At 35.7% G+C, this 12,461-nt stretch carries 13 protein-coding genes; all 13 read right to left on the bottom strand.

Going from position 1 to position 12,461, the window contains the following annotated elements:
* Nucleotides 1-1,177: 1,177 nt before the first annotated feature.
* Nucleotides 1,178-1,837: a hypothetical protein gene (locus tag ASU03_RS18085; protein WP_157465960.1), complete on the bottom strand. Its 660-nt coding sequence runs from the start codon at nt 1,835-1,837 to the stop codon at nt 1,178-1,180.
* 845 nt (nt 1,838-2,682) lie between these two features.
* The gene (locus tag ASU03_RS18080; RefSeq protein WP_057831031.1) at nt 2,683-2,982 is read right to left on the bottom strand and encodes a DUF3088 family protein; all 300 of its coding nucleotides are present in this window, start codon (nt 2,980-2,982) and stop codon (nt 2,683-2,685) included.
* An 844-nt stretch (nt 2,983-3,826) separates the two neighbouring features.
* On the bottom strand, nt 3,827-4,291 hold the full coding sequence (locus ASU03_RS18070) for a hypothetical protein (protein ID WP_157465959.1): 465 nt from the start codon (nt 4,289-4,291) through the stop codon (nt 3,827-3,829).
* A gap of 116 nt (nt 4,292-4,407) precedes the next feature.
* Nucleotides 4,408-4,797, bottom strand: a complete 390-nt coding sequence (locus tag ASU03_RS18065; protein ID WP_057833185.1) for a hypothetical protein — start codon at nt 4,795-4,797, stop codon at nt 4,408-4,410.
* An 869-nt stretch (nt 4,798-5,666) separates the two neighbouring features.
* Nucleotides 5,667-6,056: a glyoxalase/bleomycin resistance/dioxygenase family protein gene (locus ASU03_RS18060; RefSeq protein WP_057833184.1), complete on the bottom strand. Its 390-nt coding sequence runs from the start codon at nt 6,054-6,056 to the stop codon at nt 5,667-5,669.
* Nucleotides 6,057-6,228: 172 nt separating this feature from the next.
* Complete coding sequence (locus ASU03_RS18055; RefSeq protein WP_197411276.1) at nt 6,229-6,681, bottom strand: hypothetical protein; 453 nt, start codon at nt 6,679-6,681, stop codon at nt 6,229-6,231.
* A gap of 156 nt (nt 6,682-6,837) precedes the next feature.
* Entirely contained in the window at nt 6,838-7,194 is a 357-nt protein-coding gene (locus tag ASU03_RS18050) for a hypothetical protein (RefSeq protein ID WP_057831331.1), read from the bottom strand.
* 1,196 nt (nt 7,195-8,390) lie between these two features.
* Nucleotides 8,391-8,756, bottom strand: a complete 366-nt coding sequence (locus tag ASU03_RS18045; RefSeq protein WP_057833182.1) for a hypothetical protein — start codon at nt 8,754-8,756, stop codon at nt 8,391-8,393.
* A gap of 126 nt (nt 8,757-8,882) precedes the next feature.
* Entirely contained in the window at nt 8,883-9,176 is a 294-nt protein-coding gene (locus ASU03_RS18040; RefSeq protein WP_057833181.1) for a hypothetical protein, read from the bottom strand.
* Between the two features lie 120 nt (nt 9,177-9,296).
* Nucleotides 9,297-9,998 carry a DUF6796 family protein gene (locus ASU03_RS18035; protein WP_057833180.1) on the bottom strand — a complete coding sequence of 234 codons (702 nt, stop codon included), beginning with the start codon at nt 9,996-9,998 and terminating at the stop codon, nt 9,297-9,299.
* 821 nt (nt 9,999-10,819) lie between these two features.
* Nucleotides 10,820-11,026: a hypothetical protein gene (locus tag ASU03_RS18030; RefSeq protein WP_057833179.1), complete on the bottom strand. Its 207-nt coding sequence runs from the start codon at nt 11,024-11,026 to the stop codon at nt 10,820-10,822.
* 155 nt (nt 11,027-11,181) lie between these two features.
* Nucleotides 11,182-11,643 carry a hypothetical protein gene (locus ASU03_RS18025; RefSeq protein ID WP_157465957.1) on the bottom strand — a complete coding sequence of 154 codons (462 nt, stop codon included), beginning with the start codon at nt 11,641-11,643 and terminating at the stop codon, nt 11,182-11,184.
* 89 nt (nt 11,644-11,732) lie between these two features.
* Complete coding sequence (locus ASU03_RS18020) at nt 11,733-12,185, bottom strand: hypothetical protein (RefSeq protein WP_057833177.1); 453 nt, start codon at nt 12,183-12,185, stop codon at nt 11,733-11,735.
* Between the last annotated feature and the right edge of the window lie 276 nt (nt 12,186-12,461).

Raw genomic sequence — 12,461 nt, 5'->3', positions numbered from 1 at the left:
GCAGTTTGAGCCACTAAGATGAAGCTAGGTCCTGGGCTCATTACACCCAATAATAGAAAAAGGAGTATAGGTAAAATAAAAATATATTCGTGCATAATTATGGGGACCTCTGTATTACCCTAACGCCGCTATAAGCGGCTAAGTACAATTTGCTAAACTGCGCGAAGCGCGAGCAAACTGTACGTGTCCGTTTGATGGCCTTGTTATATGCAACGCTGGTAAAACCAAACGATACAATAACTTAAGACACCGTAATAAAACAACCTAACCGTGAACTTTTACGCTACACGATAAAGGTTGAACAAAATTAATAGTATTGCCACCTTTGAAAAAGGTAAAAGAGGCAATGCTTATTAGTACTAATACAAACCCGTTTTAGCGAAAAACACTAAACTAGAAAGCACTTTATCTAAAGCTAATTTTTAATAGCATATAACGCCCAATTAACGGGCTAAGTAATAGTTGGCCATAATTGTGAACGTAGTGAGCGCGGCCAACTGTTGCGTGTCACGTTGAATTGCTTGTTATATGCAACGCTGGTTGAACCAAACTTTGCACGAACTTAAAGGCACTGTAATACATAATTAAGCTGTGAATTTTTACGCTACTCACAACTGATTGAATAAACTTAATAGCGTTGCCACCTTTGAAAAAGGTAAAAGAGGCAATGCTTATTAGTGATTAAACTGAACCTGATTTAGCGTAAAACTAAAAAGATTGTCTTGCTCTAACACTCAGGTTTTAACCGCATATAACGCCCAAATAACGGGCTAAGTAATACTTGCTACAATGTGAAACGAAGTGGAACCGAGCAAGTGTTACGTGTCCCTGTTGATTTGCTTGTTAGTTGCAACATACTTTCACCAAGTACAACAATAACTTAAACGCACCGTAATGAAAATACCAAACCGTGAATTTGAGCCATTACACTCACTATTTAGAGCGAATAGTTACCCTAATACACCTTTCAGAAACGTGATAAAAGTGATTAACTTATTCGCGGTACAGCACCAAACAATGAATTGGTGAAACTGAATTATTTAGCACTTAGACGATCTTTTTTATTAGCCAACTAACGCCTCATTAAGAGGCAAAAATACGTTTGCTAAAATGGTTGAGGGACGAAAACAGCAAACGTATTTTTGTCCTGCTTTAATGACTTGTTATGTTACGGCAGCTAACCAAATACAATTGGTATTTCAACAAGTTTAGAATGCTCTTTATTTTGATAATCAAAATAAACTCTTATCGAAATAAAACCAATTCTCTTTTCTTTTAAAGAATCGGCATTATAAACAACGTCCAATGGGCGAACGAAAATAAAAGAAGTATCTAATATCAGCGTCATTAACGCTGAGTTGCTTTCTGCATTTAAACTATGGTTATCTAATTTTATATTTATTAACTTAAACTCTCTCTCAAAGTCTGTATATGAAAAATGACTTTCATTTAACTCGAAGCGCTCAATAGTAGCTTTTCTCTTTAAGAAAACAGGAAGCTTTTTAGGATGAATCCTAATATTTACTTTATAATTACGGATCTTAGTGAGATCATCTCTCATTTTTTTTAAATCAAAAATGAAATCATCAGGCACTAGATGGACTAAGTTATTTCCTAAAATAGGAGACGTATTCTCTGATATCTCTTTTACCTCAGCAAGAATAAAATCACTTTTAACTAAACTATATAATGATGCACAGCCACCACCAACTGTAAAAACTAAGAAAAAGATAAAAACAATCCATTGGTTCTTATGATCCATACAAAAAAGTAATGAACTACGATGTCTTAAGCACCTCGATAGATTTTGGTTTCTTCCAATACAACGATTTTTCATAATGCAATTTTTGAGATTCGTACCTTAGTAACATAACGCTTACATAAGCGGAAAATTATAGTTGGCTAAAATTTTGAGGAACGAAAAACAGCCAACTGTAATTTTTCCGTTTGATGTTCTTGTTAGTTGCTGGTTGTTAAAAGCACAAAGCTAACAACAAGTTACCATATTTATGGGGTGGGAGGAAGAAGCCAAAAACACCTAGCACCACGACTCACCAAACAATGATTTTTGAGCCAAACAATACTGCCTGAACTAGCTAATGGCTTTACCGCAAAGTATCTTAAAAAGCGTAAAGCCTATTAGCGATCATAACCAAACTTCTCAGGCGAAAACTGAGGCGTAACCCACCAAGTTAATTTAGAAAACACCGCTCTTACACATTAATATTGGGCTGATTTCGTGGTGCCAACTAACGCCCAAATAACGGGCTAAGTAATACTTGCTACAATGTGAAACGAAGTGGAACCGAGCAAGTGTTACGTGTCCCTGTTGATTTGCTTGTTAGTTGCAACATACTTTCACCAAGTACAACAATAACTTAAACGCACCGTAATGAAAATACCAAACCGTGAATTTGAGCCATTACACTCACTATTTAAAGCGAATAGTTACGCTAATACACCTTTCAGAAACGTGATGAAAGTGACTAACTTATTCGCGGTAAAGCACCAAACAGTGAATTGGTGAAACTGAATTATTTAGCACTTATAAGATGTTTTTTATTAGCCAACTAACGCCCAAATAATGGGCAAATAGCAGTTGGTTAAAATAGGCGACGCAGGAGCAAAAACCAACTGTTATTTGTCCTGATTAATTTGCTTGTTAGGCTTACTTTGCTCGAACTATGGGTGTACCGCAGCCCCACCAAATTCATTTGCTAAATAGTTAATAATTTCCACTGGTTCAGTGATCGTCTCATTATTTTCAAGTATAAGTACAGGAAGCCACTGGTTACCTTCACCTAAAATATCCACTACTTCTTGTCTTGGTTTTTGGAACTCTATACGGCGAATATCCACCATACTCTCCCAGTGCGTGTTTACTGATAATGCACCTTCAATAAGTGCACAATGTGAACATAGCCACCTTTTTCCGGGACCATCTTCAAATGGCATTTTTAAAACAAATAATTTCGGTTTCATCAAATACTACTCTAAGTATATATACACAAATTGCCTGTAAGCCTAACGCCCTAATAATGGGCAAATATCAGTTGGTTAAAATAAGCGACGCAGGAGCAAAAACCAACTGTTATTTGTCCTGATTAATTTGCTTGTTATGTGTAAACTGCTGATATATTGACTATAAAAAACTGAGCAACAATAGTAAACCTATAATTACCGAACCAAATAATAGGTATTTACCAAAAGCAGAGTTATCTTGGAGAGTTTCTTGGTGCTGGGCTTTGAACCGAGCCAGTTGGGAATCATTAAGCTCAGAGCAATGATCACATTTATCCAATGATTCTGGGTAATATAGTTCACATCTATCACAGCGTTTTTGTTTTGGCTGCATAGCTCTCCATGCAAGGCTAGAACCTACCAAAATGACAACTCCCTTTTACACATAACGCCCAAATAACGGGCTAAGTGGTGCTTGCTAAAATGTGCAGCGAAGCGGAAACGAGCAAGCTCTACGTGTCCCTGTTGATTTGCTTGTTAGTTGCAACACACTTTCAATATGTACAACAATAACTTAAACGCACCGTAATGGAAATACCAAACCGTGAATTTGAGCCATTGTACGTAATATTTAAAGCGAATAGTTACGCTAATACACTTTTCAGAAACACACCGAAAGTGACTAACTTATTCGCGGTAAAGTGCCAAACCGGGAATTGGTGAAACTGAATTATTTAGCACTTAGGAAATAGTTTTTGATAGCCAACTAACGCCGTTTTAAGCGGAAAATTGCAGTTGGCTAAAATAAGTGAGGCACGAACAAAAAGCCAACTGTAATTTGTCCGACTTGAAAACCCTTGTTAGGTTACTTTATAACCTCTAAGAGCCCATTTATCTGCTCTTTAGTGCATTCAGGAAAAATGTAATTATTTTTACATGACGTAATTAGCAAAGGAATAATATCTTGTAACTCCTGCTCATTAGATGACTTTTTATAAAAGAGCATAGCTGACAAAAACACTTCCTTTTTTATGTTTAAATCCTGTAAAGTCATGGAGTTTAACAACATAGTTGATACAAGTAATGTACGAGCTACTTCTATATTTAACTCATCAGGCTGACTATCCATAATGCCACGAATAGCTATATTGTTTGATTTGATAACAGGAAGAACTTGGTCACTAAAACTACCCTTGTATAAGCTCATGTTTTTTTGAAAATCACTAGCTATCAACTCATTCTGTTCGCTAATTATTTTCGAAAAATAATTAAAACTTATAAGAGTTGCAACAGTCACCCCAATTAAAAAATATATTACTTTAGTTGCCATAAACATCCATGCTTGAGAAGTAACCTAACGCCTCACTAAGAGGCAAATAATAGTTGGTTAAAATAAGCGACGAAGGAGCAAAAACCAACTGTTATTTGTCCTGCTTGAGTGACTTGTTATATTTCGATATCACCTTGCATGGAGTGGTACAGCTCTTTTTTGCAATCCATGACTTGATCCATTTCCCAATCCATTACGAAATTCAAAGATGCAATAAGTAGGCGAGATGTATTCTCAGGAGCTAAAATTAGTGCGGTATAATATGAACCGAGTAAAAACGCCTGACCTTTGCTTGGTTCATTTACATAATGATCAAATTCTACAAGGTATTTGGCATAAGCTAATCTACGTTCTTTAGATAACTCATGTTTACGTGTTTCCACTAATTCCAGATGTTTAACTACCTTTAAATTTTCACCTTTTTTAGCTTCCAATAAAAAGTTTGCTACTTGGGTTACGATAACGCCCCCAAGTGCGCCTATTAATGTGTATGCTGATGCATCCATGCCTGAACCTCGATAGAAATATAACGCTTACATAAGCGGAAAATTATAGTTGGCTAAAATTTTGAGGAACGAAAAACAGCCAACTGTAATTTTTCCGTTTGATGTTCTTGTTAGTTGCTGGTTGTTAAAAGTACAAACCTAACAACAAGTTAGCATATTTATTATTTAAACGGAAGGTGCAAAAATATTGCACCACTACACAAAAAACCAAGAATTTTGAGCCAAGCAATACTGCCTGAACTAGCTAATGGCTTTACCGCAAAAGTGTCTTAAAAAGCGTAAAGCCTATTAGCGATCGTAACCAAACTTCTCTGGCGAAAACTGAGGCGTAACCCACCAAATTAATTTAGAAAACACCGCTTTTACACATAAATATTGGGCTGATTTCGTGGTGCCAACTAACGCTTACATAAGCGGAAAATTATAGTTGGCTAAAATGTTTGAGGAACGAAAAACAGCCAACTGTAATTTTTCCGTTTGATGTGCTTGTTAGTTGCTGGTTATTAAAAGCACTAAACTTACAACAAGTTACCATATTTATTATTTAAACGGAAGGTGCAAAAATATTGCACTACTACACAAAAACCCAAGAATTTTGAGCCAAGCAATACTGCCTGAACTAGCTAATGGCTTTACCGCAAAAGTGTCTTAAAAAGCGTAAAGCCTATTAGCGAATATAACAAAACTTCTCTGGCGAAAACTGAGGCGTAACCCACCAAGTTAATTTAGAAAACACCGCTCTTACACACTAATATTGGGCTGATTTCGTGGTGCCAACTAACGCCTAATTAACAGGCAAAAAATTGTTGGCTAAAATAAGCGACGCAGGAGCAAAAGCCAACTGTTTTTTGTCCTTGTTTAATTTCTTGTTATATTTTCATATGACGCTGAAATCCTGAATTATCTCTGATACTAATTGGGTTACCATCAGGGTCTATAACCCTAATGATTGATCCCCAATCATTTTCAATAATTTCAGCACTACTATCAAATTTACATATATGTTCTAGTGCTTTTTGAATGCTAGCAACATTAAATCTTAGTATGGTGGGGTTTTGGGATATATTCTTTTCTGATTCACTAGCTACGCCGCCTGTCTCTAGCATTAGATAGGAACTGCCGAATTCTAGACACGTTAATCTAAAGTCACCATCAGTTTTTGTAAACATCTCAGGTAAATTAAAAACCGTTTTGTAAAATGAAACACATTTATCAAAGTTAAAGACATTTAATATGATGCCCTGATTTTGAATATCCACTGAACCTCCCTGAAAATATAACGCCTCACTAAGAGGCAAAAAATAGTTGGTTAAAATAAGCGACGCAGGAGCAAAAACCAACTGTTTTTTGTCCTTTTGAGTGACTTGTTATGTTTTTAGTACTCTCAAATATTTAACTAACATAGCGATATGAAAACGTAGCCCCTCTCTATTAGGCGCAATACAGTTGAAATACATCTTTATCTTCATCTACAGTTAAGTGGCAAAAAATTTCATTATTGCTCCACGTATAGCTCATTTTGTCTGAGTGCTGGGGGTCACGGCTATAAGAGAACTTTTGATAATTTCTAATATGATTTTTAGCTGATTCATTAGTTATAAACATTCCATTATTTGAACACGTAATGGTGATTTCGGGATCACTTTGGGCAACAATGCGCTTTACATCACATAAATCAATAGTTTTAGGTATGTCAGTAGTTGCATCAATTAAATCTTTTAGGTTGAACTTGGAGAAAGAATATTCAGAAACCAAAGAAAGTATGTATTCATTATTATCTATAGTTGGTTTACTTTTCTGACCACACCCACTAACAAATGCAGCACTTAACATACACAACATCAATCGTTTTTTCATCTCTATTGACTCCAAGGTAGTATTCATGTTTTCTTAAAAATGTAAGGTTAAAGTACATGGTGATGAAAAAACATAACGCCCAATTAACAGGCAAAAAATTGTTGGCTAAAATAAGCGACGAAGGAGCAAAAGCCAACTGTTTTTTGTCCTTGTTGAATTGCTTGTTATACGATTTTGTGGAAATTACCCTGTTAAAAAACATTTTATTTTTTGGAAAGTTATATCGTCAGTTTTAAAGCTAACATTAAAACTGTAATTATTTTTAAGAGTCATTTTTAGCGATCTATTAGTCAATTCTATTTCTTTAATCAATTCTCCACCATCCTCCTCTTCGCCGTCACACCAATCAACATGGGTTGCGCAAGGCGGGAATTCATAATTTGCTGAAAAAAAGATTCTTTTAACTGAAGGAGGAAGCTGAAAATCGCTCTTGTTGTAATCAACCTCGGGGTCTGGATACTCTTGAAACGATACCTGAATTATATCTCCGCCAAGTGCTTCAGCATAATGGACTTCTTGTGCATAAAACTCAAGGTGCATAGATAATCTCCTATCGTATAACGCTTACATAAGCGGAAAATTATAGTTGGCTAAAATTTTGAGGAACGAAAAACAGCCAACTGTAATTTTTCCGTTTGATGTTCTTGTTAGTTGCTGGTTGTTAAAAGAATAAACCTAACAACAAGTTACCATATTTATGGGATGGGAGGAATACGCCAAAAACACCTAGCACCACGACTCGCAAAACTATGATTTTTGAGCCAAACATACTGCCTGAACTAGCTAATGGCTTTACCGCAAAGTATCTTAAAAGCGTAAAGCCTATTAGCGGTCATAACCAAATTTCTCTGGCGAAAACTGAGGCGTAACCCACCAAGTTAATTTAGAAAACACCGCTCTTACACATAAATATTGAGCTGATTTCGTGGTGCCAACTAACGCCCACATTAACGGGCTAAGTAATAGTTGGCCATAATTGTGAACGTAGTGAGCGCGGCCAACTGTTGCGTGTCACGTTGAATTGCTTGTTATATGCAACGCTGGTAGAACTAAGCTTTGCACTAACTTAAAGGCACTGTAATACATAATTAAGCTGTGAATTTTTACGCTACTCACAACTGATTGAATAAACTTAATAGCGTTGCCACCTTTGAAAAAGATAAAAGAGGCAATGCTTATTAGTGATTAAACTGAACCTGATTTAGCGTAAAACTAAAAAGATTGTCTTGCTCTAATACTCAGGTTTTAACCGCATATAACGCTTACATAAGCGGAAAATTATTGTTGGCTAAAATTTTGAGGAACGAAAAAAGCCAACTGTAATTTTTCCGTTTGATGTTCTTGTTAGTTGCTGGTTGTTAAAAGAATAAACCTAACAACAAGTTACCATATTTATGGGATAGGAGGAAGACGCCAAAAACACCTAGCACCACGACTCGCCAAACCATGATTTTTGAGCCAAAAAATACTGCCTGAACTAGCTAATGGCTTTACCGCAAAGTATCTTAAAAAGCGTAAAGCCTATTAGCGATCATAACCAAATTTCCCTGGCGAAAACTGAGGCGTAACCCACCTAGTTAATTTAGAAAACACCGCTCTTACACATAAATATTAACGTGATTTCGTGGTGCCAACTAACGCCTAAATAACAGGCAAAAAATAGTTGGCTAAAATAAGTGAACGGAGTGAACAAAAAGCCAACTGTTTTTTGTCCTTGTTGATTTTCTTGTTATATTTTACTTTACGTCACACAATCCATAATATTGCGATGGTATTAAACTACCAGATAAAACCATATTCCGACTATGCACGGACATTAGATTTTTATCTAATGTTGTTACTGTAATATTTCCCGTTCCCGTCATTTCTACAAATGTGTAGCTGCCATCGTTTTTAAAAAAACTTACTTCAGCACTCCCATTATTCCCGATGAGATAACTTTTACCAGTTTCCGTATCAACAACAAAACTTAAAACAAATTTGTCTTTAACTTTATGATTACCTTTTTCATTACTATAAGTCGAATAATCACAATTTATTGAGATAGTATCTGCATAAGAAAACACTGGTAATATGAATAGAAGAACAAATATTAGTCTCATAGATAACTCCTCGGCTTGCGTAAAATATAACGCCTCATTAAGAGGCAAAAAATAGTTGGTTAAAATAAGCGACGAAGGAGCAAAAACCAACTGTTTTTTGTCCTTTTAAATGACTTGTTATACGTTTTATTGCTGTAGTATTTTATTACAAGCACTAACAACATCTGCCCGATAAAATTTTATATTTTCAGCTATTTCCTCATCTGACCTAGCAAGAAATTCAGCTGAACATTGCGGCCTTACATGACTTAACGGAAGGTGATCTAGTTCTGATGAGAGTAATGCAAAAATATGATAATCAGTATTCCAGCATTGGTCGTGCAACTCGTTACCGATGTAGCATAATGCAGTTACGTGATCTAAAAAATCAGCGTCACTCTCAAGTAATTTCTTTGCAAGTTTAATTGCTTCTTCGGACATTTAATTTACACCAAACTCTAGAAACGTATAACGCCCTGTTAACAGGCAATAAAATAGTTGGTTAAAATAAGCGACGCAGGAGCAAAAACCAACTGTTTTTTGTCCTTGTTTAACAGCTTGTTAGGGCTGCGCTTGCAACTTTATATCAGCTTTAATCCTATTGCGCCACAAAGCAAAAGTTGAGCAACTAAAAAACAATAATAATATTAGGTTTAAGTAACCACCACCAATAATTACTTTTATTTCCCCCTCGAGATTACTAACAATTAGATCTGCTAACAAAAATGGAATAATAGGGTTAAACAAAATAAGCCATCGAGGGTAATAAGTTTTCTTTGTCCAGACAGTAGTAGCAAATAAGATGCTAAAAACACCAAAAGGGATATAAGCCAGTAAGCGAAGCGCATTATTAGCAGAAACCGCTAAGTCGGTAAGTGAGTTTGGTGTAACACCAAGTTCAACAGCATTTTTTGCTGACGTTGCAATTGCAATATATGCAGCGTGGACTATACCAAAAGAGATCATGACTGCTAAAAATGAAAAGGATACAGTTAATCTGACCCATTTTTTCGCAGGTTGAAAAGCAAAGTATATTTGACCTGAGGCTAATGTATATAACCATGCCGAAATAAGAGCACTGATTCCACTGATTATAATTCGTTCTGATGAAACAACAGACATGTTAGAAATAATATTAGTTTGCGCTCCATTATAATAGAAGAGCATGTCTCCTGAGAATAAAACCAAGCTTCCTAAAATCCCTGAAAAACCCAGCCAAATAGCGGTTAACGGTGAGATTAAATTATTTGAGTGATGTTCCATACTCTACCCAGTAGCCCTAACGCCCAAATAACGGGCTAAGTAATACTTGCTAAAATGTGAAACGAAGTGGAACCGAGCAAGTGTTACGTGTCCCAGTTGATTTGCTTGTTAGTTGCAACATACTTTCACCAAGTACAACAATAACTTAAACGCACCGTAATGAAAATACCAAACCGTGAATTTGAGCCATTACACTCACTATTTAGAGCGAATAGTTACGCTAATACACCTTTCAGAAACGTGATAAAAGTGACTAACTTATTCGCGGTAAAGCACCAAACAGTGAATTGGTGAAACTGAATTATTTAGCACTTAGACGATCTTTTTTATTAGCCAACTAACGCTTACATAAGCGGAAAATTATAGTTGGCTAAAATTTTGAGGAACGAAAAACAGCCAACTGTAATTTTTCCGTTTGATGTTCTTGTTAGTTGCTGGTTGTTAAAAGCACTAAACTTACAACAAGTTACCATATTTATTATTTAAACGGAAGGTGCAAAAATAGTGCACTACTACACAAAAACCCAATAATTTTGAGCCAAGCAATACTGCCTGAACTAGCTAATGGCTTTACCGCAAAAGTGTCTTAAAAAGCGTAAAGCATATTAGCAAATATAACCAAACCTCTCTGGCGAACACGAAGGCGTAACTCACAAAGAAAATTTAGAAAACACCGCTCTGACACATAAATATTGGGCTGATTTAGTGGTGCCAACTAACGCTTACATAAGCGGAAAATTATAGTTGGCTAAAATTTTGAGGAACGAAAAAAAGCCAACTGTAATTTTTCCGTTTGATGTTCTTGTTAGCAGCGCAGCATGCTACTCACCGTTTATTTCACTATTACGTTTGGCACGCCATTTATCAAATTCCTCTTGAACAGATGAACCTGATTTTGCAGCATAAAATCTAGCAGCTGATACCATTATTAAAATAAAACCTATACCAATGTTGAGAATAGATTTTTCAACAATACCTAAATAAAAAAGAAATATAGCCACAACAGCTAAGAAAATTTGAGCGAACATAAAGACCCTTTTTAATACATCAATGAAGGCAGATAAAACTCTAACGATTTAAGCCTGCTAACGCCCCATTAAGAGGCAAAAATACGTTTGCTAAAATAGTTGAGGGACGAAAACAGCAAACGTATTTTTGTCCTGCTTTAATGGCTTGTTATACGCTATTGACTCCGAAGTTCCAACAAGCTTTCTTTGAGTTTTACCCTAAATTTAATTGGTGATTTTATTCCAATTAAAACATCGGTGAATTCGTCAAAGTAACTAATTGCAAGAGCAATTATGCCTAGCATATAAAACCCTCCAACTAGTTTAAAAAGACCATGATCTAAATATAAAAAGATAAAGCCAATAAAAGACATCATCATTAGTAAAATTAGAACTCCACCTATATTCCGAGCACAATATGCTATTAAATATGACGTGTTTTCATCAATTAACTTAGAAATGAAATATTGCCTTCTAAGTTTCTTTATCTGAAACAATCTAAGCCTTTTATTAAGTTTGGCTAATCTTTGTTTATATTCATTAAATGCTTTTTTAAATATAAAATTTGCAGCACCTATAACGGTAATTATTGCGGCAAATAGGTTTAATAAATCAAACCAACTAAAATGAGATAACAACTCGAAACCTTCCTTGCGTATAACGCCCAAATAACAGGCTAAGTAATTGTTGGCTAAAATTGTGTAGCGAAGCGAAACGTAGCCAACTGTTACGTGTCCTTGTTGATTTTCTTGTTATATCTCGTAGACGCTATATAAGTTGCAGCGATTAAACAAGCAGGTAATACAAGCGATGGTAAGAAATATAAAATTGAAACTCCCGCAAACGGATTTGATATAGAACCACCGTATACGAAGGCCGAACCTACCGAAAAATAAAATAAGACTGACAAATAGCAGATAATACTATTAACTAACCAATTAGAAAGGGTCACTTTACCCAATACATATCCGGTAATTAGAGCCAGCAGACCAAAACAAAAAAATTGCTCAACTATTCCGAGTATAACCATTCCAAGTTCAACAAAAAGGTTTTCCTTAAACCACATAAAGTATTCTTTGGGTATTGCGATTGCGGCGACATACCCCATTAGGTGTACGCCAATTAAGCCAAGAATTAATCCTGATAAGATTGAGATAGGGATAGCTTTACTTTGATTCATACTGGATCCTTCCATTAGAGATATAACGCCCAATTAACGGGCTAAGTAATAGTTGGCCATACTTGTGAACGGAGTGAACGCGGCCAACTGTTGCGTGTCACGTTGAATTGCTTGTTATATGCAACGCTGGTTGAACCAAACTTTGCACGAACTTAAAGGCACTGTAATACATAATTAAGCTGTGAATTTTTACGCTACTCACAACTGATTGAATAAACTTAATAGCGTTGCCACCTTTGAAAAAGGTAAAAGAGGCAATGCTTATTAGTGATTAAA

Source organism: Colwellia sp. TT2012 (genome assembly GCF_001440345.1).
GTDB lineage: Bacteria > Pseudomonadota > Gammaproteobacteria > Enterobacterales > Alteromonadaceae > Colwellia.
Note: the sequence above shows the minus strand (reverse complement) of the source record. Positions and strands in the feature narration are given on the sequence as shown.

Bases quoted from the DNA above. Each gene is read 5' to 3' on its own strand.
- ASU03_RS18085 (WP_157465960.1), bottom strand. From the start codon at position 1,837: ATGAAAAATCGTTGTATTGGAAGAAACCAAAATCTATCGAGGTGCTTA.
- ASU03_RS18080 (WP_057831031.1), bottom strand. From the start codon at position 2,982: ATGAAACCGAAATTATTTGTTTTAAAAATGCCATTTGAAGATGGTCCC.
- ASU03_RS18070 (WP_157465959.1), bottom strand. From the start codon at position 4,291: ATGGCAACTAAAGTAATATATTTTTTAATTGGGGTGACTGTTGCAACT.
- ASU03_RS18065 (WP_057833185.1), bottom strand. From the start codon at position 4,797: ATGGATGCATCAGCATACACATTAATAGGCGCACTTGGGGGCGTTATC.
- ASU03_RS18055 (WP_197411276.1), bottom strand. From the start codon at position 6,681: ATGAATACTACCTTGGAGTCAATAGAGATGAAAAAACGATTGATGTTG.
- ASU03_RS18050 (WP_057831331.1), bottom strand. From the start codon at position 7,194: ATGCACCTTGAGTTTTATGCACAAGAAGTCCATTATGCTGAAGCACTT.
- ASU03_RS18045 (WP_057833182.1), bottom strand. From the start codon at position 8,756: ATGAGACTAATATTTGTTCTTCTATTCATATTACCAGTGTTTTCTTAT.
- ASU03_RS18040 (WP_057833181.1), bottom strand. From the start codon at position 9,176: ATGTCCGAAGAAGCAATTAAACTTGCAAAGAAATTACTTGAGAGTGAC.
- ASU03_RS18035 (WP_057833180.1), bottom strand. From the start codon at position 9,998: ATGGAACATCACTCAAATAATTTAATCTCACCGTTAACCGCTATTTGG.
- ASU03_RS18030 (WP_057833179.1), bottom strand. From the start codon at position 11,026: ATGTTCGCTCAAATTTTCTTAGCTGTTGTGGCTATATTTCTTTTTTAT.
- ASU03_RS18020 (WP_057833177.1), bottom strand. From the start codon at position 12,185: ATGAATCAAAGTAAAGCTATCCCTATCTCAATCTTATCAGGATTAATT.